Raw genomic sequence first — 26543 nt, forward strand, 5'->3', positions numbered from 1 at the left:
ATTTACAAGCTAACGCAGTATATCCTTATTCCGTATCAATATGAGCCGGTGACCATGAAATCCTGCACTCCGCACTACTTGCCCGCCCGGCTGAGTTGTTGCCCTGTCATGCATGGAGAGTACAGTAGATCGCAGCGCCGCCGATCGGTTCAAGACCACGGCTTTTTTTGATCCAGGTCATTCAAGAAAAAACATATTCGCGCGAGCCTCTGTGCATCATCAGAACCAAGTTGGTACTACCATGAACGGAGGAACCGATGAACAATGACTCGATCTCGCCCGCACGAGAGCTGGCCAGGATCGCCGCCGGCGACGATCGTACGGTCTACGATACTGTCTCGATCGTCCTGCACTGGCTGACGGCGGCGCTCGTGCTGACCCAGTTCGTACTCGCCGAAACCTGGGAGTGGTTCGCGCGCCCGACGCACGGCACGATGGTGGTCCTGCACATGTCGTTCGGAATCATCTTGTCGGCAGTGATCGTGTTCCGCATCGTCTGGCGCATGCTGCCCGGTCACCAGGTGGCCCCCGTCGTCACGGGCTGGGCCGACATCGCATCGAGGGCGGTCCATTATCTGCTCTACGCGATGCTCGTCGCGGAGGCGGTGCTCGGGTTCGTACTGCGCTGGGCAGGCGACGAATCGATGAGCTTTTTCGGTCTGCTGATCGCGCCGCCGTTCGCGCCGTTCTCGAAGACGGCGCAGCATCTGATCGAGGAACTTCATGAGCTGAACGGCTGGGCCATCATCATCCTCGCCGCGGGTCATGCCGCCGCCGCGCTGTACCACCACTATGTGCTGCGCGATCCGGTACTGTCGCGGATGCTCCCACCCGTGCGCAGGCACTGAGCGCCACGGGCTCGAGGCAATGTGACAGGGAATGTCGTGTTCGTATCATTCAACGGAATCCGTCCCGCCTGGCGGCATATCGCGAAAGTCCGGCGGCGTTGCTTCCCTGGGATCGCGCAATACCATCAAGGGAACGGGCGAAGAGGCCAGTACGTAGCGGGCAACGCTCCCAAGATAGCGCGTATCGGCTTCCTGGGCCCCATGTGCGCCCATGGCGATCGGGTCGCAGCCGTGTTCCTGCGCCGCGCGCACGATCTCCGGACCGGGCACGCAATTCTTCTCGATGAACATGAGAGCCGCCTGTATGTCTGGTTGATGATGCCGGCCGCACGGCCGGGCATGATACGCTTGCCAGACATCCTGGCGCGTATTGACCTGTCCATCCCCATCGGGCCACGGGCATCACCATGAACGACGCCGCACTCGACCGCCGCGACAGCGCGGCCCGCCATCGTCTCGACGGCTTGAGCGCCGCCGAGGCCGCGCGCCGGCTCGCCGCGGAGGGCCCCAATACCCTTCCCGACCGGACACGGCGCGGCTGGCGCACGATCCTCGGCGAAGCGGCGCGCGAACCCATGTTCCTGCTTCTGGTCGGTGCCGCCCTCCTCTACCTGCCGCTGGGCGAGCCGCGCGAGAGCATGTTCCTGCTGCTGATGGTCGTGCTCATGCTGGGCATGACGTTGTACCAGGAAGGCCGCACGGAACGCGCGCTACAGGCGCTACGCGACCTGAGCGCGCCGGCGTCCACGGTGGTGCGCGACGGCCACCGCCAGCGGGTGCCCGCCGCGGATCTCGTGCCGGGCGACGTCGTCGTGCTGACGGAGGGCGACCGCGTGCCGGCCGACGCCGTGGTCGTCGAGACGAACGGCCTCCTCGCGGACGAATCGCTGCTGACGGGAGAATCCGTCCCGGTCGGCAAACGGGCCGGCGTGGCGTCCGCGCCGCCCGCACCGCCCGGCGGCGCCGACCTCCCGTGGGTGTTCGCGGGCTCCCTCGTCGTGCAGGGCGACGCCCTGGCCCAGGTGACGGCCACCGGTGCAAACAGCGAGCTGGGCCGCATCGGCGCGGCGCTCGGCGCGATCCGTCCGCCATCCGGCCGCCTTCAGCAGGAGACGCAAACGCTTGCCCGCCGCCTGGCCATGCTGGGCCTGACCGTCAGCGTGCTGCTCGTGCTGCTGCTGGGCTGGCGCGCTGGCAACTGGCTGCAGGCGCTGCTCGCCGGCGTGGCCTTGTCGATGTCCGTGCTGCCCGCCGAATTCCCCGTCATCCTCACCGTGTTCCCGGCGATCGGGGCGTGGCGGCTCGCGCGCCACCGCGTGCTGACGCGACGCCTGGCGGCCATCGAAATCCTCGGATCGACGTCGGTGCTGTGCGTCGACAAGACCGGTACCCTGACGGAAAACCGCATGGCGCTGCGCCGGCTGTGGCAGGCCGGCGCGGGCCATGACGTGGCGCCCGGCGTGCCGCTGGCACCGGCGCTGCGCGACCTGCTCGACGCCGCCGTGCGCGCCAGCCGGCCGCAGTCGCCCGACCCGCTCGAAGAAGCGCTGCGGCAGGCCGAAGCGGCGCAGCCGGCGCGCGCCGCACGGGAACCGCACGCGAACCTGGTCCGCGAATATGGCCTGACGGCGACCCGGCCCGCGCTGATTCGTATCTGGAGCGATGGCACCGCATCCTTCGCCGCGGCCAAGGGCGCGCCGGAGACCATTGCCGCCCTGTGCGCAGAAGAGGAGCGCGCGCCGGCGCTCGCGGCCGCGGCGGACATGGCCCGCGCCGGTCTTCGCGTCCTCGCCGTGGCCGAGGCCCGCGGCATCGCGCCGCCCTGGCCGGACGACCCGGCGGCGTGGCGCTACCGCCTGCTCGGCCTCGTGGCGCTGGCCGACCCGCTGCGCGCAGACATCCCGGACGCGGTGGCGGAATGCCGCCGCGCGGGCGTGCGCGTGCTGATGATCACGGGCGACCATCCCGAGACCGCTTGCGCCATCGCGCGCCAGGCAGGGCTGGCCGACGGCGATGCCGTCACCGGCCCCGAGCTCGCGCGGCTGGACGCGGCGGAACTGGCGGCGCGGCTCGAAGGCGTCAGCGTCTGCGCGCGCATCGTGCCCGGCCAGAAGCTGGCGATCGTGCGCGCGTTGCAACGGCACGGTGCCATCGTCGCAATGACCGGCGACGGCGTCAACGACGCGCCGGCCCTGCGCGCGGCAAACGTCGGCGTGGCAATGGGATTGCGCGGCACCGACGTCGCACGCGAGGCAGCCGAACTGACGCTGCTGGACGATCGCTTCCCGGCGCTGGTGCAGGCGCTGCGCGCGGGACGGCGCATCTTCAGCAACATGCGCAAATCGATGCGCTACGTCGCGGCCGCGCACGTGCCGATCACCGTCCTGGCCCTGTTGCCGCCACTGCTCGGCTGGCCGGTCCTGCTGTATCCCGCGCACATCGTGTTCCTGGAACTGGTGATCGATCCGGCCTGTTCGCTGGCGTTCGAGAACGAGCCTGAGGAACCGGACCTGATGCGGCGCCCGCCGCGCCCGCACGACGAATCCGTGCTGGACCGGCGCGCCCTGCTGGCGGCGCTGCTGCGCGGCCTCTGGGCTGCCTCGCTGGTGGCTGCCTGCTACGGCTGGGCGCTCGCCCGGCTGCCCGAACGGGAGGCGGCGGCAACCGCGTTCGCCGCCGTCATCCTGTGCAACCTGGGCCTGCTGCTGAGCCATCGCCAGCGCGGGCTGCTTGCCGCGCTGCGCACCGTCAATCCGGTGTTCGGCGCGATCGTGGCCGGTGCGCTGGGACTGCTCTCGGCCGCGCTGTGGCTGCCGCCTCTGGCCGACCTGTTCCGCTTCGCGCCGCCGCCGGCCGGCTGGCTGGGGGTCTCCGCGCTGACAGCCGTCGTCATGCTGCTGGGCTTGCAGATAACGCGCGACCGCGCCCCAGGGCGCTAGCGGCGACGATTGCGGCCGATCCCCCACAGACTCGCCAGGCCGCCCGCAAGCAAGGCCCATTCGGCCGGCGCCGGTACCGGCGGTGCCACCAGGAACCCGCGGATCTCCCCGTTCGGAAAGGCGCTGGTGTGGATGTCGACGTAGGCCGTGCCTGCGTCCAGGGCGCGTACCATGGTCAAGAACCCGCCCTTCGCGGTGCCGCCGGTCGAATCCAGAAAGGCCGGACCGTAGGTCCAATTCTCGGCCAGTTGGAGGGTGAAACTGTAGTTCCCGTCCCTTGCCCCAATCAGAAAGCCCACGAGCGGCAACGCCACCGGCGCTGCGCCGGACCCGGGCGCGGACGTACAGCAGTGAATGTGGGCATCGATCGTCGTGCCGACCAGGCCGCTGAACGGCATGTCGGCGAGCAGGTCGTAGCCTTCGAGGTCGACCGTCGCCACGGCGATGCCGGGCGAGTCGTTGGGCCACCACTCGGCCGTGCCTGTGGCGCGCGCCCGGAACCTGGTCGTGTCGATGCCGCGCCTCTGGGCGAGCGCGGGGAAGGCCAGGCTCGACGCCGCCGCGAATGCGAGAACGGACAGAACTTGTTTCATGGAATGCCTCCTGTCGAACAACGTCTCTGCAGCGCACCCGTCCTGGGTGCGCTCCAATAACCTGGCACTGACGTGTTTAAGGATGCACACCATACGGCTGAGATAGTGCCCCCAGGTGACTGAAATTTGGAACGATCGGCACCGCGGCCAGCATCGCTAGCCACGGAGCGTCAGCACCATCTCGACATTGCCATCCGCGGCCGGGAGGAGCTGGAATCCACAGGCGCGCGCCAACCGGTGCATGCCGACATTGTCTGCCAGTGCAACGCCGTTCACCCGCTCCAGCCCGCGTGCACGGCAGTAGTCGAGCAACTGCGCCATCAGCAGCCGGCCGAGGCCGCGTCCATGCAGGTCGGAGCGCACGATGATCGCGAACTCGCCCGCGATCCCGTCCGGATCGATCACCACGCGCACGACGCCCAGCGTCTCGGCCGCGCCGCCGGGCCCTGGCCGGGTGGCGATGAACGCCATCTCGCGCGCGTAGTCGATCTGCGTGAAGCGGGCCAGCTGTGCCGGCGACAGCACCCGCATCGCACCGAACATGCGGAAGTGGACATCCTGCGGAGCCAGGGCGTGGAAGAAGGCTTCGTGGGCGGGCGCGTCCTCCGGGCGGATCGGGCGCACCAGCAGCGGACCGCACGCGCTGTCGACGCGGCGCTCGAGGTCGTCGGGATACGGCAGGATGGCCAGCCGCGCGAGCGGATCGCGTCCAGCCGGTACCGGCGCAATGCGCATCCGGGCATCCAGCGCGACGACCCCGGCGGCATCCGCCAGCAGCGGGTTGATGTCCAGCTCCGCCAGCTCGGGCAGGTCGGAGGCCAGCTGGCCCACGCGCACGAGCACGTCGTACAGCGCGTCCATGTCCGCACGCGGCTGATCGCGGAAGCCTGCCAGCAGCCTCGCTGCCCGTGTACGTCCCACAAGGTCGGCGGCAAGCACGCGGTTCAGGGGCGGCAGGCCGACGGCCTGGTCGGCCGTGACCTCGACCGCCACGCCGCCCTGGCCGAACAGCACCACCGGCCCGAACACGGGATCGGTACTGATCCCGACGATAAGCTCGTGCGCGCGCGGACGTCGCGCCATCGCCTGCACCGTGTACCCGTGCAGGCGCGCCCGCGGCAGCGCCGCGCTAACGCGCATGCGCAACGCGTCCAGTGCCCGTGCCAGCGCAGTGTCGTCCGCGAGGTCGAGCACGACGCCGCCGACATCCGTCTTGTGCACGATGTCGGGCGACAGGATCTTCAGGGCGACCGGGTAGCCGATCCGGCGCGCGGCGTCGAGCGCGCCGTCGAGGTCGTGCGCGATTTCTGTCCTTACGACGGGAATGCCGTAGGCGGCCAGGATCGCCTTCGCATCGGCTTCCCCTACCTCCGTCGTACCCGCCGCCAGCAGATCCCCGACGCGCGCCCGCGCCGCCGGCCGGTCGGGCGCCGCGAGCGCGCCGGCGGCCGGCACCTGCATCAACATGCGCTGGTTGCGGGCGTAGTCGGCCAGTTGCACGAAGCCGCGCACCGCGTCCTCGGGCGTGTCGAACACGGGCACGCCGGCATCCAGGCACAGGCTGCGCGCCTGCGCGACACTCGCGCCCCCCAACCAGCAGCACAGCACGGGGCGCGCCGCCGCACGCAGCAGCGGCAGCATGGCGCGCGCGATGTCGGCGCTGGGTACGATCGCGGTCGGTGCATGGATCAGCAGGACGGCGTCGGCACCCGGGTCGTCCAGCAGCGCCTGCAACGCCAGGGCGTAGCGCTCGACGGGTGCGTCGCCGATGATGTCCACGGGATTGCCGTGCGACCAGGTGGCAGGCAGGTTGCCGGACAGGTGCGCCAGAGTGGCCGGCGCCAGTTGCGCGAGCGTGCCGCCGCCCCCGACGAGGGCATCCGTCGCCATCACGCCCGGGCCCCCGCCGTTGGTCAGGATCGCCAGGCGCGGTCCGGCCGGCCGGCGCGCCTGGGACAGGATGGCGACGGCGTCGAACAGCTCGACCGTCGAGAAGACGCGCAGCATGCCGGCGCGGCGCAGCGCGGCATCGTAGACGAGGTCCGAACCGGCCAGCGCGCCCGTATGGCTGAACGCCGCATGCGCCGCCTCGGCGACCCTGCCTGCCTTGACGATCACCGTCGGCTTGGCGCGCGCCGCGCCGCGCGCCGCCGACATGAACTTGCGCGCCTGGCGCACGCTCTCGGCATACAGCAGGATGGCGTCCGTGTCCGGGTCGCCGGCCAGATAGTCCAGCAGGTCGCCGAAATCGACGTCGCTGCCGTCGCCCAGCGACACGAAGCAGGAAAAGCCGATCCGGCGCGTGCTCGCCCAATCCAGCACGGCCGTGACGAGCGCGCCGGACTGCGCGACGAACGCAAGGCGGCCGGGCAGTGCGGCCGCCGGCGCGAAGCTGGCGTTCAGATGCCTTCCCGGTACGAGGAGGCCGACGCAATTCGGACCGAGGATGCGCAGCAGGTGCTTCCTTGCCGCTTCCAGCATGGCCTCGCGCAGCGTGCGTCCGCCGGCCGCGTGTGCGTCGAGTCCGGCGCTCAGCACGACGGCCGCCTTGCAGCCGCGTTCGCCAAGCGCCGCGATGATGCCCGGCACGGTCGCGGCCGGCGTGCAAACGACGGCCAGCCCCGGCGTGCCCGGCAGGTCGGCCACATCGTGCAAGACAGGCAGGCCGGCAAGCTCGCGGTATTTCGGGTTGACGGGCCAGACCGGCCCGGCGAAACCCGCGCCGACGATATTGGCCAGCACCGTGGCGCCGACGCTGCCGGGCCGCGCCGACGCCCCGATCACGGCAACCGAATCCGGCGCGAAAAAATGGTTCAGGTATCGAATGCTCATTTGCCTCTCCCGCGCCCCGGCGTACACTGGCGCAAAGCCGACAACAACCGATCGCCGGAATGATGGCGCGGTCGCGCGCCTTTCGGCGAATATTGCGAGGACATCATGGACTACAAGACCCTGCTCGTACACGTCGGCACGGACCCGGCCGCCGAAGCCCGCCTGCGCCTGGCGATCGACCTCGCGCGCGCCGCCAACGCGCACGTGGTGGGCAGTGCCGTGACGGGTGTCTCGCACTTCGTCACGGCCGGCATGCTCGCGGCGGGCGACAGCCGGCTGGCCGAACGCTGCGCGGCGCTGCGATGCGACGCGGCGGCCGCGCTGCAGCGCTTCGAAGCCATCGTGCGGACCGAAGGCCTGGCGTCGTTCGAGAGCCGCCTCGTCGACGACGATGTCGACGGCGGCATGGCCCTGCAGGCCCGCTACTGCGACCTGGCGGTGGTGGGCCAGGCGGATCCTGCGGCGCCCGGGCCGGACCGGCGGTCGGACCTGCCCGAATACCTGCTGCTCGCGAGCGGACGCCCCGTACTCGTCGTCCCGTACGCATCCGGCGCATGGCGGCTGGACGGCGAGGCGCTCGTCGCCTGGGACGGCAGCCCCGAGGCGACCCGCGCCGTGACCGCCGCCCTGCCGCTGCTGCGCGCCGCGCGCGGCACGAGCGTCATCGGCTTCGGCGACGGCGCCGGCGAGGCGCCCGACGGCAACCCGTGCGCCCGCCTGGCCGCCTGGCTTGCGCGGCACGGCATCGCCGCCCGCGCAAGCCAGCGCGCCGCGACGGGCGACGTCGGGGAGGCGCTGCTGTCGGCCGCGGCGGACATGGATGCGGGCCTGCTTGTCATGGGCGGATACGGCCACGCCCGCTACCGCGAACTGGTGCTGGGCGGCGTCACGGCGACGATCCTTCGCGCGATGACGCTGCCGGTGCTGCTCGCTCACTGACGCCGCGCCAATTTCACGACACCTCGATGATCACCTTCATCGCGTGGGTAGCGGCGGCGCGGCCGAACGTGTCGTAGGCCAGGTCCATCTCCTCGAGACGGAACCGGTGCGTGACGAGCGCGGCCGCTTCGAGCTTGTGGGCGGCGACGGCCCGGAGCAGCTGAGGCGTCGTCACGGTGTCGACAAGGCGCGTCGTGATCGTGATGTTGTGCGACCAGAGCCGCTCGAGATGAAGGCCGACCTTGGTGCCATGCACCCCGATGTTCGCGATGGTTCCGCCCGCTGCGACCAGGTCCTCGCACAGTTCGAAGCTGGCCGGCACGCCGACGGCCTCGATGACGACATCCGCGCCGCGTCCATCGGTCAGCTTCTTCACGAGCGCGGCCGTGTCGGCATCCGGCGTCAGCACATGGGTCGCGCCGAAACACTGGGCGATCTCGAGCCGATGCCGGTCGGGATCGATGACGACGAGGATCGCGGGCGTATAGAACTGCGCCGTCATCAGCGCGGCCAGCCCGATCGGGCCGGACCCGACGATGGCGACGCTGCAGCCCGGCTGCACCTTGCCGTTGAGGACGCCACATTCGAAGCCGGTCGGCAGGATGTCGCTGAGCATGGTGAGCGCATCTTCGTCCGCGCCGTCCGGTACGTGGTGCAGGCTGAAATCCGCGTGCGGGATCCGCACGTACCCGGCCTGGGTGCCATCGATCCGGTTGCCGAGGATCCAGCCGCCGTCGAGGCAGTGCGAATACATGCCCTTGCGGCAGTAGTCGCATCGGCCGCAGGACGTGATGCAGGAGATCAGCACCGTGTCGCCGGGGCGGAAGCCGCGTACGGCGCTACCGACCTCCTCGATCACGCCAACGCCTTCGTGCCCGAGCACGGTGCCTGGGTGGCAAGTCGGCACATCGCCCTTCAGGATGTGCAGGTCGGTACCGCAGATCGTGGTGCGCCGAACGCGCACGATCGCGTCGTCGGCCTGCTGGATGGTCGGGTCCGGGCGCTCTTCCAGCTGACGCGCGCCCGGTCCCTTGTAGACGAGTGCTCGCATGATAACGGGTCCTCCAGTGCCGGGATGACGAAGGGACGGCGGGCGCGGCGCCGGCGGACGCGCCTGCCGCGTATGCTAGGCCGCGGCGCCTTCATGCGCGCCCTCGGCCAGGGCTTCCAGCCGCCGCATGTCGAGGATCTCGAGTTCGCGCCGCTCGAGGCGGATCAGGCCCTGGTCGCGAAAGCGCGCCAGCAGGCGGCTCACGGTTTCCAGCTTGAGGCCGAGGTAGCGGCCCATGTCGTCCCGTGACATGCGAAGCTGGAAACGGCGCGGCGAGAAGCCGCGCATGGCATAGCGGGCCGACAGGTTCAGCAGCAGGCTGGCCAGCCGTTCGTCCGCGCGCAGGATGCCGAGAAAGCGGATCGCGGACTGGTCGCGCAGGATTTCCTGGCTCATCACACGGTGGAAATGCGCCATCACCTGCGGGAGCTCGGCCATCAAGGCCTGCAGGCGCGCGTAGGGCATTTCGCAGACTTCGCTGTCCTCCAGCGCGATGGCGGTGCTCGCGTGCTCGGCGTTGCCGATGGCGTCCATGCCCATCAGGTCGCCCGCCATCTGGAACCCCGTGATGTAGCGTTCGCCCCGGTGGTCGCTGCGGCAGGTCATGAAGTGGCCGAACCGCAGCGCATAGAGATTGCTGAAAGTCTGGCCCGTGCGGAACAGGACGTCCCCCCGCGCCACCCGGCGCCGGCATCCGAGCATGCCTTCCAGCCGAGCCAGGTCGCGTTCGCCGAGCCCTGGCGGCAGGCACAGCGTGCGGTAGGCGCACCGGCCGCACTTGCCGTCGCCGTCGGCCGCGCCGTTTCCGCTGCGTTCGGTTGCCGGGGCGATCCGGTACGTCTGTGTGTTCATCGTCTGCTCCTTGCATGTCGTTGCCAACCATGCAAACAGTATCGGACGAACACGGGCCGTCCGGCAGGGCGTATCCCGTCAAGTGCCCGTCAATCCGCCTTGACGCACGATGTAGGGGTTCCCCTACGCCGCATCAGATCAGGCCATGCTCGATCGCATAGCGGGTCAGCTCGGCGTTGCTCGTCAGGCCCATCTTGTCGAGGATGCGGGCACGGTAGCTGGTGACGGTGTTCGGGCTCAGGTGCAGGCGCTCGCCGATCTGCACGAGAGGCTCCCCTCGCGCGATCAGTTTGAACACTTCCAGTTCGCGGTTGGACAACACATCGTGCCCGGACGCCGTGCTGTCGCCGCTGACGAGCGCCGCCAGCTTTTCCACCAGGGACGGGCTCACATACTTGCGCCCTCCCGCAACGCGCCGGACCGCCTCGACCAGCACGTGGGTCGGCACGTCCTTCGTGAGGTAGCCCGCGGCCCCCTGCTTCAGCGCGCGTATCGCATAGATGTCTTCCGCGTAAGTGCTCAGGATCAGCACCGCCATGTCCGGGCGCATGCCGCGGAGCTGGCGCAGCAGGTCCAGCCCGCCCGTGCCCGGCATGGAAATATCGAGTAACGCCACGTCGAACGACTCGTGCCGGATCAGGTCGAGAGCCTGCTGGGCGTCGGCGGCCTCGCCCGCCACCGCGATATCCCCGGTCGTGCCCAGCATCAGGCGTACGCCATTGCGCGCGATCGCATGGTCGTCGACGAGGAGCACGCGCAGGGGCTCAGCCGCCATGGCGGACCTCGATCGGCACCCGCAGAAGAACGGAAGTGCCGCCGCGCGCACGGCGCGACACCGTGAGTTCGCCGCCGAGGCTGCGTGAGCGTTCCCGCATGCCCAGGATGCCCCAGCATGCGCCCGCGTCCGCCCCGGCCGGCTCCACGAAGCCGCGTCCATCGTCCTCGACCTCGACCGACAGCCACCCGTCGGCCTGGCGCACGCGCAGCCACACCGTGCCGGCGCCCGCGTGCCGCTGGATATTCGTCATCGCTTCCTGGACGATGCGAAACAGCATGATGCTCCGGTCCGGGTCGATGGCCAGGCCGGCGACGTCGGGCGCGATCTCGCAGTGGCAGTCGAGGCCCGAACGCCTGGCCACCTGTGCCGCGTACCAGTCGAGCGCGGTCCAGATGCCGAACTGGTCGAGCACGCTCGGCCGCAGGTCGGCGATCACCCGCCGGATCGTATCGATCGCTTCCTGTGCGAGGCCGGCCGTCTCCGCCAGCAGCGGATCCGGCGTCGTGCCTGCCTGGACGGCACGTTCCCCGATGACCGATACATAGGCCTTGATACCGGTGAGCAGCCCGCCCAGTTCGTCATGCACCTCGCGCGCGATGCGCTGGCGCTCGTCTTCCCTGATCTTTTCCTGGTACGCGGCCAGCCGCCGCAGTTCGTCGCGGGCCTGGGTCAGCTTCTCTTCGGCGCGCTTGTTCGCGGTGATGTCGACGAGGGTCCCCTGCATGAACAGCGGTCGCCCCGCGTCGTCGGGCACGACGTCCGCGTGGTCGCGGAACCAGAGGACGTCGCCGGCCCGCGAGCGCAACCTGTATTCCAGCCGCAGCGGCAGTCCACCCGCGCGGCAGCGCAGCACCTCCGCAAGCGCCGTATCCCTCTCGCCGGGAACCATCCGCTCCGCATACAGCCCGGGATTGGCCAACCATTCCTCGGGCGAATAGCCCAGCATCCGGATCTGCGGACTGATGTAATGGAGCCGGTCGGTCCGGTCGGTGGCCACGATGTAGCTGATCGCCTGAATCTGCTCGACCAGGGTGCGGAACCTGGCTTCGGCCTGGCGATTCTCTTTCAGCAGCCGCCGTTCGCGCTGCAGGCGCTCGATCGCCGCCGGCACCAGCTCGAGGTACCGTCCCTGGGCGTCCTTGACCAGGTAGTCGCGGGCGCCCCGCCGCATGGCTTCGGTCGCGACGGCCGCGCTGTCGGCTCCGGTCAGCATCAGCACCGGAATCCCGCGCACGGCGTCATCCGGCTCGGCGGCAAGACGCGCGAGGAACTCGAGGCCCGTCAAGTCGGGCAGCCGGTAATCGAGCAGGATGCAGTCCGGCCGGAACTCGCGCGCGAGTTCCAGTCCACGTTCGCCCTCGGCCGCCTCGACCAGGCGGAACCGGCCGCCCGGATTGTCGCGCAGGCGGCGCCGGCATGCCATGCGATCGACGATGTCGTCCTCGACGACGAGGACAAGGATGGTGTTCATGTCAGGGCTGCTCGCTCATCGTCCAGTACGCGTCGATCGAGCGCATCACCTCGACGAAACGCCGGTAATCCACCGACTTGGCCATGTAGCCGGCGATGCCGAGGTCGAAACTGCGCGTCTTGTCCGCCGTCTCCTCCGATGTGGTCAGGACGACCGTCGGGATCCGGCGCAGGCGCTCGTCGCGCTTCACGTTCTCCAGGAATTCGATGCCGTTCATGACCGGCATGTTGAGGTCCAGCAGGACGAGACATGGGGGCTCCGCGGCCGCGCGCAGCCAGGCAAGGCCCTCCTCGCCGTTCTCGCACACGACGAGGGGGTTGGAAACATGGATCTCCTTCAATGCGCGCCGGGTGGTCAGGACGTCGACCTGATCGTCCTCGAGTAACAGGATCGGGCGGGCGGACGTCTTCACGGCCAGTCCATGCGCGCGTCGCGGTGCGCCTTCGGCAAGCTGAAGTAGAACTTGCTGCCCTCGCCAGGCACCGACTCCAGCCACACCTGCCCGCCCAGCAGGTCCACGATCTTGCGCACCAGCGCCAGCCCGACACCCGTGCTTTCCACGCGGTCGCGCGGCGCCAGCGTCTGGAACAGCTGGAAGATCCGCTCGAAATGGCGCGCCTCGATGCCGGGACCGTTGTCGGCGACGGCGAAGCGCCACCTGTCGCCCTCGTCCGTCCAACCCACGCTGATCAGCCCCTGTGGCTTGTCCATGTACTTGATGGCGTTCGACACGAGATTGTGGAAGACCTGGCGGATCCGCGTCGGCTCGGTCCAGAGTACCGGCATCCCGGGCTCGACCGTCACGGCGATGCCGGCGGGCGGCGCCAGCAGATCGACGACCTCCGCCACCACGGCGTTCAGGTCGACCATGCGCAGGGTACCCCCTTCGCGGCCCAGGCGGGAATACTGGAGGATGCCGTCGATCAGGCTGCCCATCCGGTGCACGCGGCTGATCAGGAGGCGCATGTGCTCGCGGCCCTCGTCGTCGAAGCGGTCCGCATAATCCGTCGCGACCCAGTCGGCCAGCGCGCCGATCGCACGCAACGGCGCCTTCAGGTCGTGCGATACCACGTAGGCGAAATTACCCAGCTCCTCGTTCGCGGCGCGCAAGCCCTGCAGCAGTACCGCGGCCTGCCGTTCGCTTTCCTTGCGTGTCGTGATGTCGCGCACCAGTCCGGTGAACATGCGCGCGTCGCCGATGCGCATCTCGGTTACCGCCAGCTCCATCGGGAACAGGGTGCCGTCCTTGCGCAGGCCATGGACCTCGCGGCCGTGGCCGATGATGCGCCGTTCACCGGTGCGGAGGTAGTTGCGCAGGTAGCCGTCGTGGCGCTCGCGGTCCGGCGAAGGCATCAGCACCGACACGTTGCGCCCCGCCAGTTCCGCTTCCGCATAGCCGAACATGCGTTCGGCCGCCGGATTGACGCGCTCGATCAGTCCCCGCCCGTCGATCGTGATGATGCCGTCCGCCGCGGTCTCGAACACCGCGCGCATGCGCGCTTCGCTGTCGCGCAGCGCCTGCTCGGCACCGATTCGGGCGCGCATGTCGTGGACGGTGGCCAGCGTCAGCACGGTCTCGCCCTCCCCGAACGGCGCCAGGCTCACCTCGACCGGAATTTCGGTGCCGCCGTGGTCGACCGCCATGAAGCGTCCCGCGCCCATGGCGCGTGCATTGTCGCCATGGCGGCGCAGTTGCGCATGCCGGCTGCGCGCTCCCGCCGGAACGAGAATCTCGACCGGTTCGCCGATCAGGTCGTCGAGCGGCCAGCCGAACAGCGCTGCCAGCGGACCGTTGGCGCGGACGATGACGCCGGCGCCGTCGCATACCAACATCGGATCGCGCGCAGCGGACAGCAGCCAGTCGAGTTGCGTATGGATGCACCCTGAATTCATGATTGGGTTGTAAGTACATGAACTCGACCATCATAGAGAGTTTTTTAGCCGGCATCAAAGCTTCCAGCCGTCTTTCCGGTATGTCCCGGAAAAATTCTTAACTTTTTGATCTCCATCAAATGCATGACTGACGGCGACGCTTTCGGGCGATACAGTGAAAACGGCAACCATCAAACCCACTCCCCCATGTCCCGGAAAGGAAAGCGCCATGTACAAGACCATCGTAGTTCACATCGACGGCAGCCGCCAGCAGGACAGCCGGTTGCACGCGGCCGCGCTGCTGGCCAGGGAGCACGACGCCCACCTGATCGGCAGCGGCACGACCGGTATGTCGTGGGTCGATTTCGCGCTGCTGACCGGATCGATGGGCGCGCCGACGATGCCCGGCACCGATTTCCAGGGCTTGCGCGACGCCGTGAGCGTGCGATTGGAAAAGTTCGTGGAAGAGGCCGGCCGGCTCGGTGTCGGCTCGATCGAATCGCGCCTGGTCGAGGACGATCCCCGCTTCGCCCTGCTGATGCAGTCGCGCTATGCCGACCTGACCGTACTGAGCCAGGACAGCGACCCCGATCCGGCACTGCCCGTGCGCATCCGCGGCCTGCCCGAACACGTCACGCTGCATGGTGCGCGGCCGGTCCTGGTCGTGCCGGACAGCTATCGCGGCCAGCCGATGCCTGGCACGGCCGTGGTCGGCTGGGATGGCAGCATGCAGGCCATTCGCGCCATCGAAGGTGCGCTGCCGCTCCTGCAGCGCGCCGAGAGCGTCAAGCTGGCCCTGATCAATCCCGACGAGCTCTCCGAGCTGCATGGCGAGGAGCCCGGGGCGGACATGGCCCTGTACCTGGCACGCCAGGGGGTACAGGTGGATGTCGTCGTCGAGCGCTCGAGGTCGACCACGGGCGACGCCCTGATGTCCATGGCGCGGACGTGTGGCGCGGGATTGCTGGTCGCCGGCGCCTACGGACACAGCCGCTACCGCGAGTGGGTGCTGGGCGGCGTCACCCGCGAACTGCTGGCGCGCGCGCCGGTGCCGCTGCTGCTCGCGCATTGAGCGTAGACCATTGCCGACGCAATCGATGAGCGGCAAGGCGCAGGCGCCGTCCGCCGAGACGCGCCGGATCTTCGAACGGCGCTGCGAACGCTACCTGCGGCGCCTGCTGCCCGGCTTCGGCGCCGTGTTCGGGATCGGCGTACTGTGCGACGGGCTGTGGAGCGACCTGGTCGAGTCGGCGCAGTCGCCGGCCAGCCTCGTCCTGCGCCTCGGGCTCGTCGCCATCGCGTCGTTCGCGTACCGGATGCCGCGTTCGGGACCGCCGCCGGCGGTGCGCGCTGGTGCCGTGTACCTCGTCCACGGCACCGCCCTGGCCGTCACGGCACGCCCGCTGGCGGACGGCGTGCTGCATGCCATGCCGCTGCTGTTCGTGTGGATGGTCGCCCTCGGCCTCGTCGAGACCCGTCCCCGCAGGTGTCTCCAGATCCTGGCGCCGACGGCGCTGCTCTACGCCACGCTCGGCGCCTTCATGCTGCCGTCGACGGCGGCGCCGGTCATCTGGGCGGCCTGCCTTGCCGCGCCCGCGCTCGCAATGTCCCTGGGCGGCCGCCTGCTGCACCTGCGGCATGACATCTGGCTGCGCGAGCGGCAGCTCCTGCACGCCTGCCGCTACGACAGCCTGAGCGGCGCGCTGTCGCGCCAGTACCTGACGGAACTCGCGAGGCACGACCTGTCGCTGGCGCAGCGTCACGGCCGCGACCTCAGCGTCGCGATGCTCGACATCGACCACTTCAAGGGCGTCAACGATACCTATGGCCATGCGATCGGCGACGCCGTCATCCGCGCGCTGACGGCAACCTGCGTCAAGACGCTCCGCACCACCGATTACGTGGGCAGGCTCGGTGGCGAGGAATTCGCCTGCGTGCTGCCCGAGGCCGGTGCGGAAGAGGCCCTCGCCTGCGCCGAGCGAGTCCGCGACGCGTTCGCCAACCTGCGCATTCCCGGCGCACCGCACGACCTGCGCTGCACGGTCAGCATCGGCATCGCCGTCCGGCGCGACCAGCACGACTGGGAGACCCTGCTGCGCGAAGCGGACGGTGCCCTGTACGGCGCCAAGGAGGGCGGCCGCAACCGCGTGAAGCTGGCCGAGCCGGGCTGAAGGTCACCCTGGCCCCTCAGCGCCGCATCGCCGCCCCGAACCGCGCCAGCGACACGCCGAACAGGACGGCGCCGATCAGCAGTAGCGCCAGCATCTGCGGCCATGCGACGTCGAGGCCCGCGCCCCGGAACAGGATGGCCTGGCTCAGCTCCACGAAATGCGTCGTCGGCGCCGCGAGCATCGCCTCGCGCAGCAGCCAGGGGATGCTCTCGCGCGGCGTGTTCGCGCCGGACAGCATCTGCAGCGGCAGCAGCACCAGCACGACCAGTATCCCGAACTGGGGCATGCCGCGCGCGAGCGTCGCCAGCAGGATCCCGAGCGACGTCACGGCGAACAGATGCACCATCGTGCCCGCGAGGAACAGCGCGACCGATCCGCCGATCTGCACGCCGAGCAGTCCGCGCACGATGCCCAGCAGCGCCACGAGCGTTGCCGCCAGCACGACGCTGCCCATCGACCACAGCTTGGCGAGCATGATCTCCAGCGGACTGACCGGCATGACGAGCAAATGTTCGACCGTGCCGTGTTCGCGCTCCCGGATCAATGCCGCGCCGGTCAGGATCACGGACAGCATCGTGATGTTGTTGACGAGTTCGGCGACGCCGCCGAACCACGACGGCGCCAGCGCCGGATTGAACCGGGCACGCACCGTCAGGTCGACCGGCGGTGCCGCAGCGCCCCCGCCGCGGTGCAGGAACGTGTCGATCTCGCCGAGCGCGATCTGCTGGATGTACGTGCTGCCCGAGAAGGCCTGGCTCATGCGGGTCGCGTCCACGTTCAATTGCAGCTCGGCCGACCGTCCCGCCAGCACGCGGCGCTGGAAGCCCGCGGGGATCACGAGGACGAATGTCGCGCGGCCGCGGTCGAGGCGCGCGTCGGCCTGCGCCGGCGTGACCAGTTCGGGCGGCATGAATTGCGGCGGCGCGAACGCCGTCCGCAGCCGCAACGACAGCTGCGATTCGTCCTCGTCGACGACCGCGAGCGCGGCACGCGTCAGCGTCTCCGGCTGGGCCGTCGCGGCGACGTACACGGCGGCGGTGAACATGTAGAGGATCAGCAGCAGCATCACGGGATCCCGCAGGAGGCTCCACAATTCCTTGATGCCCAGGTGCCAGACCTTGCGCGGCGAGACAAACGGCATGCTAGCGCTCCTGCTTCGGCAGCGCGACGATCGCCAGGCCGAGGATGACCGGTACCGCCACGGCCAGCGCCAGGAAGTCGGGGGCGAGCTCGCGCACGCCGAGCGCCTTGCCGAACACGCCGCGGCTGATGGTCAGCATGTGCGAAGCCGGATACGCTTCCCCGACCACCCGCCCCACGCCTTCCAGCGCCACCACCGGATCGATGAGACCGGCGAACTGGATGGCCGGCACGATGGTGCCGATCATCGTGAACAGCAGTGCCGCGATCTGGCTGCGGGTGAAACTCGACGCCAGCAGGCCGATGCCGGTCGAGCAGATGCAGTACAGCAGCGCGGCCGCCGCCAGCGCCGGCGCGCTGCCCTTCAGCGGGACGCGGAACACGGTCACCGCCATCAGGCTCATCAACACGAAGTTCACCATGGCGAGGACGACGTACGGCAACTGTTTGCCGAGCAGGAATTCGCTGCGCCTGACGGGCGTCACGTACAGGTTCACGATCGACCCCATTTCCTTCTCCCGCACCACCGCGAGAGCTGCCTGCATGGCCGGCAGCATCAGCATCAGGAGTGCCATGATGCCCGGCACCATGGCGGGCAGGCTGCGGACGTCGGGGTTGTAGCGGAACCGCGTCTCGACGGTCGCGGCCGGCACCGCGGCGGTGCCCGTCGCGGCGGCGCGGCCACGCAGCCACTCGCGGTGCATGCCCTGCAGGTAAGCCTGCACGGTTTCCGCCCGCACGGGCATCGCGCCGTCGATCCAGGCGCCGATCTGCGCCGGCCTACCGTGCGCGACGGCGCGCGCGAACCCCGGCGGGATCTCGATGGCCAGCGCCAGTTCGCCGGAGCGCATCCGGGCATCCATGTCCGCGTCGTCCGCCAGCGCCGGGCGCTGGATGAAATAGCGCGAGCCGGCGAGATTCAGGACATAGTCGCGGCTGAGCGCGGTCTGGTCCCGGTCCAGCACCGCGAAACGCAGGTCTTCCACATCCATGTTGATGCCGTAGCCGATCACCACCATCAGCAGCAGGGAACCGCACATGGCGAGGATGGAGCGCACGGGATCGCGCCGCAGTTCCAGCGTTTCGCGCCAGGCATAGGCCGCCGCGCGCCGCAGCCAGCCGCCGTGCGCCGCCGCGCCCGCGGCTGGCAGGGGCGGCAACGGACGATCGTCTTCCGGCACGGCTTCGCGCAGCCAGCCGATGAACGCTTCCTCCAGCGTGGCGGCACCCCGCTCGGCCCGCAGGCCCGCGGGCGTCCCGGTGGCGAGCACGCGGCCGGCGTGCATCAGCGCCACGCGATCGCAGCGCTCGGCCTCGTTCATGAAATGCGTCGAGATGAAGATCGTCACGCCGTCCTCGCGCGCCAGCGCCAGCAGCGCTTCCCAGAACCGGTCGCGCGCGATCGGATCGACGCCCGAGGTGGGTTCGTCCAGGATGAGGAGCTCCGGCCGATGGACCATGGCGACGGCCAGCGACAGGCGCTGGCGCGTCCCGGGCGGGAGCTGGCCGGGCAACGCGTGAAGCACCGGGCCCAGGCCGAAACGTTCGGCCAGCTCGATGCAGCGTGCCTCGATCCCGGACTCGTCCAGGTCGAACAGGCGCCCGTGCAGCATCAGGTTCTGCCGGACGGACAATTCCTGGTAGAGCGAGAAACCCTGCGACATGTAGCCGACCCGGCGCCGGGCCTGCGCGCCCCCCTCGCCCGCCGCGCGGCCGAACAGCGTGGCGGTGCCGCCGCTGGGCGGCAGCAGCCCGGTCAGCATCTTCATCGTGGTCGTCTTGCCGCAGCCGTTGGAACCGATGAAGCCGAAGATCTCGCCACGCGCGATGCGAAAGCTCACGTCCTTCACCGCGTCGAACCCGTCGAAACGGCGCGACAGCCGTTCCGCCTCGATCACCACTTCGTCGCCGGAAACGGGGTCGCGCGGCTGCGGGCGCAGCGGGCGATATCCTGCCCTGCGTGCCGGCGGCAGCAGCGCGACGAAGGCCTGCTCGTAGCTGGCGCTGCCGCTTTGCGCCAGCAGTGCGGCCGGCGTACCGCAGGCCAGCACCCGTCCGGCATCCAGCGCCACGAGCCAGTCGAAGCGGCTGGCCTCGTCCATGTAGGCCGTCGCGACGACGACGCTCATGCCCGACCGCGTGCGCCGGACGGCGGCGATCAATGCCCAGAACTGGCTGCGCGCCAGCGGATCGACGCCGGTGGTGGGCTCGTCCAGGATCAAGAGGTCGGGATCGTGCACCAGCGCACAGCACAGCCCGAGCTTCTGCCGCATGCCGCCCGACAGCTGGCCGGCGGCGCGGTCGATGAACGGCAGCAAACCCGTGCTGGCGGCCAGCATGTCGATGCGCGCACGGCGCTCGCCGGGACCCAGTCCGAACAGGCGCGCGAAGAACTGCAGGTTTTCCCCGACGCTCAGGCTCGGATACAGGTTGCGTCCCAGTCCCTGGGGCATGTAGGCGATGCGCGGACAGACCGCAGCGCGGTAGCGTGCATCGCACATGTCGCCGTCGAGCACCTCGACCCGCCCCTCGGCGACCCGGCGGGCGCCGGCGACGACCGCCAGCAGGGTCGACTTGCCGACGCCGTCGGGGCCGATCAGCGCCGTCATCCGCCCGGCGGGAAGACTGAGCGCGACGCGTTCCAGCGCATGCACGGCGCCATACCGCACGGACACACCGTCCAGGCGCGCGACCGGTGCCGCGCCCGCCTCCCTCACGGCATGCCCCGCAGCGCCAGCGCCGCCGGCCAGGGGCGCGCCGGATCGATGCGGATCCGGGCCACGCCCGGCACCCCCGCCTTGACCTGGTCGGGGTAGCGCTCGAGCAGGCGCCTGTCCACCTGTGCCTTCACCCGGAACATCAGTTTCTGCCGCTCGCTGGCGGTCTCCACCGATTTCGGGGTGAACTGGGCACTGCTGGCGACATAGCTGACCGCGGCCGGCACGACGAAGCCGGGCGCCGTGTCGAGCACGAGCCGCACTTCGGTGCCGAGCGCAATGCGGCCCGCGGCGGTTTCGGGAACGAAGAAGGTCATGTACACGTCCTTCAGGTCGATCATGTTCAATACCTTGCCGCCCGCCCCGAGTACTTCGCCCGCCTCCGCGACGCGGTACTGCACGCGCCCGGCGCGGGGCGCCACGAGCACCTCGTCGCGCAGGTCGGCGTCGATCCTCGCGGTGGTGGCGACGGCGGCCTCGACCGCGGACCGGCCCTGCACGACCTGGGCCTGCGCCGCCGCGACCGCCGCGCGCGCCGCCTCGATCTGTGCCGCCGCAGCCGCCAGCGTCGCGCGCGCGCCGTCCACGCGGGCACGGTCGTCGTCGAGTTCCTGCAGCGTGGCCGCGCCGGCCTGCGCCAGCACGGTCGAGCGTGCCAGCCGCCGGCGCGCTGCGTCCAGCTCGCTTTCCCGCTGCACCCGCAATGCCGCGGCCGCGGCCAGGTCGCTGCGCCGCATCGCGACCTGGGCTTCGGCGCCCGCGACGGCATCGCGGGCCTGCTGCTCGCGCGCCAGCGCCTCGGTCCGCTGCGCGCGCAACGCGCTGGCATCCATGCGCGCCAGCACTTGCCCGGCCTCTACCTGATCGCCCTCCGCGACCAGCACCTCGGCCAGCCGTCCCGGCAGCTTGCTGGCGATATCGATCTCGACGGCCTCGATCCTGCCGTTGCCGCTGACGAAGCCGGTGCCGGCGCCCTGGTCCTGGGACAGCTTCCACGCACGGGCGCCGCCGGCGACGACCGCGATCAGCGCCACGACCGCCGCCACGGCCTTCATCGCCTTGTTGCCTTTCATCGCCGTGGCGACGATCGACTGGCGTCGTGTATCGAGAATATCCATCTCAGCCTTTGGACGAGACGCAAAAAATCTCACTATAGGCGCGTGACGACCGCATCGGATATGACCCAAATCAAATTGCGCCGCATGAACCTGCCCGCAACGCTTTCAATCTAGTTTTTGATTTAGGTCATACCGAAGCGCTGTGCCACGGGACTAGGATCGACCTGACACAAGCCCATGAATCGAGGGAGCGAACAATGAACAAGCGACATGCAAAGGCCCTGCGTTGGCTCGTCACGGCCAGCCTGGCCGGTCCGGCACTGGTTGTCGCGCAGGACCAGTCCGCCCGTCCGGCCGATACGACGTCGTCGGCCGGGCGCCAGGCCGCCGCGGCCGAGCGCCACGTCATGCAGGCTGTCGAGGTGGTGCACCGGATGGAGATGGATGCGGGCATCCGTCCCATGCTCGCGCAAGCCCAGGGCGTGTTCATCGTGCCGAAGTATGCGCGCGCGGCCATCGGGATCGGCGGCGCGGGCGGCGCCGGGCTCCTGCTGCTGAACAAGGGCGACGGCCGCTGGTCCGATCCGGTCTTCTACAACACCGGCGGCGTGAGCCTGGGCCTGCAACTAGGGGCGCAGGGCGGCATGCTCGCGTTCATCCTCAACAACCAGAAAGCCGTCGACGCATTCCTGAAGAAGACCAGCGTCTCGCTGAATGCGAAAGCCGGGTTGACGGTCGTGAACTGGAACAAGATGGCCCAGGGATCGGCCGGCGCGGGCGACGTCGTCGCGTGGTCCGACAGCCGGGGCGTGTTCGGCGATGCCGCCACGATCGAGGTGAGCGGCGTGCGCTACAGCCAGAACCTGAACAATGCGTATTACCATCGCACCCTGTCCGCAAGCGACATCCTCGCCGGCAAGACGAGCAATCCGCAGGCCGACCTGCTGACGCAATCGCTGGCGAGCGCGACGCGACCGTGACGTGCGACAGCCTATCGAGGAGAGCAGCATGGACTACAAGACGATTCTCGTCCACATCGACGATACGCCGGAGACACCGGACCGCGTGGCGTTCGCCGCCCGGCTCGCCAGTGCGCAGGGCGCGCACCTGATCGGGATGGCGCAGACGGGCATTTCCCGCTTCATCCGCGAGACGACCTTGCCCGGCGTGGAACTCGGCGACCTCACACCGCTGTTCGGCAGCCTGCGCGAGGCCGCCGAGCTGCGCGCGGCGCACTTCGACACGCTGGTGCAACAGGCCGGCGTCGCGTCCTTCGCGCACCGGATCGACGACGACGAGCCGGGGATGGCGCTTGCCTTGCAGGCCATGTATGCCGATCTCGTGGTCGTCAGCCGCACCGCGCACGATGCGCCCGGGATTGCCGGCATCGCGGGCATTCCCGAGTATGTCGTGCTGAACTCGCCCAGCCCCGTGCTCGTGCTGCCCCACCCCCAGGCGTCGCCCGCCGCCTTCGGGCGCGTCATGGTGGCCTGGAACGCCAGTCCGGAAGCGGCGCGCGCGGTGCGTTACGCGCTGCCGCTGCTCGTGCGGGCCACGCACGTCGAGCTCGCGATCTTCGACGAGGAAAGCTCGAGCGTCCGCTCCCTGGAAGACGCCGAGGCGATGGCGCAGTTCATGGCCCGGCACGGCGTCCCCGTGGAAGTTTGCCGCCATCATCCACGCGGCGAAGTGGGGAACGCGTTGCTGGTCCGGGCCGAGGAACGCAAGGCCGACCTGCTCGTGATGGGATGCTACGGGCACTCGCGCTATCGCGAAATCCTGCTCGGCGGCGTCAGCCGCACCGTGCTGCGGCGCCTGTCGATGCCGGTTCTTCTGGCGCATTGAACGAGGCGACACCATGCTCAAAACCATACTCGTGCACGTCGACCAGTCCGTGCACGCGCCCGCGCGCATGCGCTATGCCGCCGCGCTCGCGCGCGCGGCGGGCGCCGATCTCGTCGGCGCGGCGATGTTCGGCGTATCGCGCACCGTCTTTCCGAACGGCTACAGCGATCCGCCGGGCACGCTGGGTGCCGGTTACTTCCAACCGCTTGCCGATCATGCGCGGCACGCGCTGGCGCGCTTCGAGGCCATCGCCAGCGAGATGCAGGTCCGGCACGAGCAGCGCTTCATCTGCGACCAGGCGGACGATGGCCTCGGCCGCCTGGCACGCTTCGCCGACCTGGTCGTCGTCAGCCAGGACGACCCGGCGGAGTCGCTGCCGGACATGACCGCCCACCTGCCCGAATCCCTGATCCTGAACTCCGCACGGCCCGTGATCGTGGTGCCGCGCACCGATCCCGCCCCCTGGCGCGGCGGGAAGGCGCTGGTCGCGTGGGACGGCAGCAAGGAAGCGTCGTTCGCGCTGAGCGCTTCCCTGCCCCTGCTGCGGCGCTCGTCGGAGGTCGTCGTGGTGACGCTCGTCGCCGGTGCGCCCGACGAAGACGCCTTCCGTACCGAACAGGCGGACCTGCAGCATTTCCTCCGCCGGCACCACATCACGCCGCGCATGCTCGTACGCGCCCAGCACCAGGATACCGGCCATGACCTGCTGGCGCTCGCCGACGGCAATGGCTGCAGCCTGCTGGTGATGGGCTGCTTCGGCCATGGACGGTTCCGCGAGCTGTGCCTCGGCGGCGCGAGCCGGACCGTACTGGCGGACGCCCGCGTTCCCGTATTGTTCGCGCATTGAAGCAGCCGCCCGCCGCGACGCCCCGCATCCAGATCGAGCTCCCGGCACTCGCCACGCTCGACGCAGACGCGGCCTTGCACGCGCTGGGATCCGGCCAGGCGGGGCTGCCGGCCGCAGAGGCCCTGGCCAGGCTGTCCGCCCATGGCCCCAACAGGATCGCCGGCGAACGGCGCCGCCACCCGGTCCTTGCCTTTTTCCGCCAGTTCGCCCGCCCGTTGCCCCTGCTCCTCCTCGCGCTTGCCGCGTTCGACCTCGTGACCGGCCAGCGCATCAGCGCGATCGTCATCGGCGCGATCGTGTTCCTGTCCTCGGTACTCGGCTTCGTGCAGGAATACCGGTCCGACCGCGCCGTCGAGCGCCTGCGCGCCATGGTCCGGACGACGGTCCGCGTCCTCCGCCCGGGCTCCGAGGCGATCGAACAGCCGCTCGAGGACCTGGTACCGGGCGACATCGTGCTGCTCGCCGCGGGGGATCCCGTTCCGGCCGAGATCCGGTTCCTCGACGCCGTCGACCTGTTCGTCGACCAATCGTCTCTGACCGGCGAATCGCTGCCGGTGGAGAAGGTCGACAGCCCCGTGCCGGCGACGGGCCCGGCAACGGGCTACGGCAATATCGGCTTCATGGGCACCCACGTGACGAGCGGCAGCGCACATGCCCTCGTCGTCGCGACCGGTGCCGCAACCAGCTTCGGCGCGGTCGCGGCCGCGTTGGCCAATCAACGCGAGACGAGCAGTTTCGACCGCGGCATCGACCGGGTGGTCGCGTTGCTGCTGCGGTTCATGCTCGTGATGGCGCCCCTCGTCCTGCTGCTGAACTGGGCCAGCAAGGGCGACTGGCACGAAGCCATGCTGTTCGCCACGGCGGTGGCGGTCGGCCTGGCGCCCGAGATGCTGCCGATGATCGTCACCGTCAACCTCGCGCGCGGCGCGCTGTCCCTGGCCAAGCGCGACGTGATCGTCAAGCGCCTGGGCGCCGTCCAGACACTGGGCGCGATCGACGTCCTGTGCACCGACAAGACCGGAACGCTGACACAGGACCGCGTGGTGCTCGAAAAACACCTGGACATCGATGGCCGGGACTCGGAGACGGTCGTCGACTACGCTTATTTGAACAGTTATTACCAGACCGGCCTGAGGAACCTGCTCGACAACGCGGTCCTCCAGTACGCGCACGTGCACGCCCGCCTTGACGCGGATCGCGGGTGGCGCAAGGCGGGCGAGATTCCCTTCGACTTCCAGCGCCGACGCATGTCCGTCATCCTTGCCCGGCCGGACGGCCGGCGCCTGCTGATCTGCAAGGGGGCGGTGGAGGAAATCATGCGCATCTGCGCGAGCGCGGAACGCGACGGCAAGGCCGTCCCCTTCGCAACCGGGCACGCGAACGAGCTGGGGTCCGTCGTGCGCGGCCTGAATGCCGACGGCCTGCGCGTCATCGCGATCGCCTACCGCGACCTCGACGACGGCGAAGCCCGCCTCACCGACCCCGCGCTGGAGCAACGCCTCATCCTGCTCGGCTATATCGCCTTCTTCGATCCGCCGAAGGATTCCGCGGCCACGGCCATCGACGCGCTGACCCGTGCCGCCGTCGCCGTCAAGGTGCTCAGCGGTGACAACCTGGCCGTGTGCCGCCACGTGTGCGGCATGGTCGGCGTCACGGCGGTCACGTCCATGGATGGCGCCCAGGTCGACCGGCTGGACGACGACGAACTGGGCCGGCAGGCGCTGCGTGCCAACGTGTTCGCCAAGCTCGATCCGGCGCAGAAGACGCGCGTGATCCGCTGCCTGCAACGCCAGGGGCGGGTTGTCGGCTTTCTCGGTGACGGCGTCAACGACGGTCCCGCGCTGAAGGCGGCCGATGTCGGGATCTCGGTCGACACCGGCGCGGACATCGCCAAGGAATCCGCCGACCTGATCCTGATGGAAAAGAGCCTGACGGCGGTCGCCGACGGCGTCGTCGTCGGACGCACCGTGTTCGGCAACATCGTCAAGTATGTCCGCATGAGCGCGAGCTCGAACTTCGGCAATATGCTCAGCGTGCTCGGCACCAGCGTGCTGCTGCCCTTCCTGCCGATGGCGCCGGTACAAGTGTTGCTGAACAACCTGCTGTACGACTGTTCGCAGACGGCGTTGACGACCGATCGCGTCGACCCGGGCTACCTCGCCCGCCCGCGCCGGTGGGAAGTCGCCAGCCTGCGCCGCTACGTGCTGTGCTTCGGGCCGATCAGCTCGCTGTTCGACTACGCGACCTTCGGCCTGCTCTGGTTCGTCCTGGGCGCCGCGCACGACCCCGCGTTATTCCAGACGGGCTGGTTCGTGGAATCCCTGCTGTCGCAGACGCTGATCGTCCACGTGATCCGCACCAGTGCCATGCCGACGCTGGTGAACCGCCCCTCCATGCCCCTGCTCGCGGCCAGCGCGCTGGTGTGCGCGGCGGGGCTCTGGCTGCCTTTTTCGCCGGTGGCGTCCGCGCTCGGGTTGACGCCACCGCCGCACGCGTACTGGTGGGGCCTGGGCGGGATCCTCGCTGCGTATGCCGCGGTCACTCAGGGTATCAAGGCATGGCTGACCCGGCGTTTCGGCATCGATTGACG

General features: G+C 69.6%; 21 protein-coding genes. 9 read left to right on the forward strand and 12 right to left on the reverse strand.

Annotation, left to right across the window (positions count from 1 at the left end; all coding sequences use genetic code 11):
- The first annotated feature begins 257 nt into the window (after window positions 1-257).
- A complete protein-coding gene (locus ACEN9H_RS15740) occupies window positions 258-848 on the forward strand; it encodes a cytochrome b (RefSeq protein ID WP_413675514.1) in 591 nt (196 codons plus the stop codon).
- A 45-nt stretch (window positions 849-893) separates the two neighbouring features.
- On the opposite strand, the gene ACEN9H_RS15745 is transcribed toward ACEN9H_RS15740, so the two are convergent.
- Complete coding sequence (locus ACEN9H_RS15745; RefSeq protein WP_413675515.1) at window positions 894-1139, reverse strand: universal stress protein; 246 nt, start codon at window positions 1137-1139, stop codon at window positions 894-896.
- Between the two features lie 116 nt (window positions 1140-1255).
- Between ACEN9H_RS15745 and ACEN9H_RS15750 the strand changes: the two genes are divergently transcribed.
- Complete coding sequence (locus ACEN9H_RS15750) at window positions 1256-3787, forward strand: cation-translocating P-type ATPase (RefSeq protein WP_413675516.1); 2532 nt, start codon at window positions 1256-1258, stop codon at window positions 3785-3787.
- Here the strand turns inward: ACEN9H_RS15750 and ACEN9H_RS15755 are convergent.
- Window positions 3784-4380 carry a CHRD domain-containing protein gene (locus ACEN9H_RS15755; protein WP_413675517.1) on the reverse strand — a complete coding sequence of 199 codons (597 nt, stop codon included), beginning with the start codon at window positions 4378-4380 and terminating at the stop codon, window positions 3784-3786. The genes ACEN9H_RS15750 and ACEN9H_RS15755 overlap by 4 nt on opposite strands.
- 156 nt (window positions 4381-4536) lie before the next feature.
- Window positions 4537-7212, reverse strand: coding sequence for a GNAT family N-acetyltransferase (locus tag ACEN9H_RS15760; RefSeq protein WP_413675518.1), 2676 nt, complete (start codon window positions 7210-7212; stop codon window positions 4537-4539).
- 105 nt (window positions 7213-7317) lie between these two features.
- On the opposite strand from ACEN9H_RS15760, the gene ACEN9H_RS15765 reads away from it, so the two are divergent.
- Window positions 7318-8151 (forward strand): universal stress protein, encoded by an 834-nt coding sequence (locus tag ACEN9H_RS15765; protein ID WP_413675519.1) that lies wholly within the window; start codon window positions 7318-7320, stop codon window positions 8149-8151.
- 13 nt (window positions 8152-8164) lie between these two features.
- Here the strand turns inward: ACEN9H_RS15765 and ACEN9H_RS15770 are convergent, their stop codons facing one another.
- The 6 genes from ACEN9H_RS15770 to ACEN9H_RS15795 all read right to left on the reverse strand — a co-directional run bounded on the left by ACEN9H_RS15770 (window position 8165) and on the right by ACEN9H_RS15795 (window position 14196).
- Complete coding sequence (locus tag ACEN9H_RS15770; protein WP_413675520.1) at window positions 8165-9202, reverse strand: zinc-dependent alcohol dehydrogenase family protein; 1038 nt, start codon at window positions 9200-9202, stop codon at window positions 8165-8167.
- A gap of 75 nt (window positions 9203-9277) precedes the next feature.
- Window positions 9278-10054, reverse strand: a complete 777-nt coding sequence (locus ACEN9H_RS15775) for a helix-turn-helix domain-containing protein (RefSeq protein ID WP_413675521.1) — start codon at window positions 10052-10054, stop codon at window positions 9278-9280.
- Between the two features lie 133 nt (window positions 10055-10187).
- Window positions 10188-10829, reverse strand: a complete 642-nt coding sequence (locus ACEN9H_RS15780) for a response regulator (RefSeq protein WP_413675522.1) — start codon at window positions 10827-10829, stop codon at window positions 10188-10190.
- Window positions 10819-12303: a response regulator gene (locus tag ACEN9H_RS15785; protein ID WP_413675523.1), complete on the reverse strand. Its 1485-nt coding sequence runs from the start codon at window positions 12301-12303 to the stop codon at window positions 10819-10821. The genes ACEN9H_RS15780 and ACEN9H_RS15785 overlap by 11 nt, the downstream gene beginning before the upstream one ends.
- Window position 12304: 1 nt before the next feature.
- The gene (locus ACEN9H_RS15790) at window positions 12305-12715 is read right to left on the reverse strand and encodes a response regulator (RefSeq protein ID WP_413675524.1); all 411 of its coding nucleotides are present in this window, start codon (window positions 12713-12715) and stop codon (window positions 12305-12307) included.
- Complete coding sequence (locus ACEN9H_RS15795) at window positions 12712-14196, reverse strand: sensor histidine kinase (RefSeq protein ID WP_413675525.1); 1485 nt, start codon at window positions 14194-14196, stop codon at window positions 12712-12714. Before ACEN9H_RS15795 ends, ACEN9H_RS15790 begins: the two co-directional genes overlap by 4 nt.
- Before the next feature lie 208 nt (window positions 14197-14404).
- Between ACEN9H_RS15795 and ACEN9H_RS15800 the strand changes: the two genes are divergently transcribed.
- Together ACEN9H_RS15800 and ACEN9H_RS15805 are read left to right on the forward strand one after the other, a co-directional pair.
- Window positions 14405-15247 (forward strand): universal stress protein, encoded by an 843-nt coding sequence (locus tag ACEN9H_RS15800; RefSeq protein ID WP_413675526.1) that lies wholly within the window; start codon window positions 14405-14407, stop codon window positions 15245-15247.
- 10 nt (window positions 15248-15257) lie between these two features.
- On the forward strand, window positions 15258-16346 hold the full coding sequence (locus tag ACEN9H_RS15805; RefSeq protein WP_413675527.1) for a diguanylate cyclase: 1089 nt from the start codon (window positions 15258-15260) through the stop codon (window positions 16344-16346).
- Window positions 16347-16362: 16 nt separating this feature from the next.
- Here ACEN9H_RS15805 and ACEN9H_RS15810 read toward each other — a convergent pair whose 3' ends face one another.
- The 3 genes from ACEN9H_RS15810 to ACEN9H_RS15820 are packed head-to-tail and all read right to left on the reverse strand — an operon-like array spanning window position 16363 to window position 21258.
- Window positions 16363-17487, reverse strand: coding sequence for an ABC transporter permease (locus ACEN9H_RS15810; protein WP_413675528.1), 1125 nt, complete (start codon window positions 17485-17487; stop codon window positions 16363-16365).
- 1 nt (window position 17488) lies between these two features.
- Window positions 17489-20203 (reverse strand): ribosome-associated ATPase/putative transporter RbbA, encoded by a 2715-nt coding sequence (rbbA, locus tag ACEN9H_RS15815; RefSeq protein WP_413675529.1) that lies wholly within the window; start codon window positions 20201-20203, stop codon window positions 17489-17491.
- The gene (locus ACEN9H_RS15820) at window positions 20200-21258 is read right to left on the reverse strand and encodes an HlyD family secretion protein (RefSeq protein WP_413675589.1); all 1059 of its coding nucleotides are present in this window, start codon (window positions 21256-21258) and stop codon (window positions 20200-20202) included. The genes rbbA and ACEN9H_RS15820 overlap by 4 nt, the downstream gene beginning before the upstream one ends.
- Window positions 21259-21518: 260 nt before the next feature.
- Between ACEN9H_RS15820 and ACEN9H_RS15825 the strand changes: the two genes are divergently transcribed.
- From ACEN9H_RS15825 to mgtA, 4 genes are read left to right on the forward strand one after another with little or no spacing between them, the layout of a single operon-like run.
- Window positions 21519-22241 carry a lipid-binding SYLF domain-containing protein gene (locus ACEN9H_RS15825; RefSeq protein ID WP_413675530.1) on the forward strand — a complete coding sequence of 241 codons (723 nt, stop codon included), beginning with the start codon at window positions 21519-21521 and terminating at the stop codon, window positions 22239-22241.
- Window position 22242: 1 nt separating this feature from the next.
- The gene (locus tag ACEN9H_RS15830) at window positions 22243-23106 is read left to right on the forward strand and encodes a universal stress protein (RefSeq protein ID WP_413675531.1); all 864 of its coding nucleotides are present in this window, start codon (window positions 22243-22245) and stop codon (window positions 23104-23106) included.
- Window positions 23107-23119: 13 nt separating this feature from the next.
- Complete coding sequence (locus ACEN9H_RS15835) at window positions 23120-23953, forward strand: universal stress protein (protein WP_413675532.1); 834 nt, start codon at window positions 23120-23122, stop codon at window positions 23951-23953.
- Entirely contained in the window at window positions 23950-26541 is a 2592-nt protein-coding gene (gene mgtA, locus ACEN9H_RS15840; protein WP_413675533.1) for a magnesium-translocating P-type ATPase, read from the forward strand. Before ACEN9H_RS15835 ends, mgtA begins: the two co-directional genes overlap by 4 nt.
- Window positions 26542-26543: the final 2 nt, after the last annotated feature.

It is taken from the genome of Massilia cellulosiltytica (assembly GCF_047325105.1).
GTDB lineage: Bacteria > Pseudomonadota > Gammaproteobacteria > Burkholderiales > Burkholderiaceae_D > Telluria > Telluria orientalis.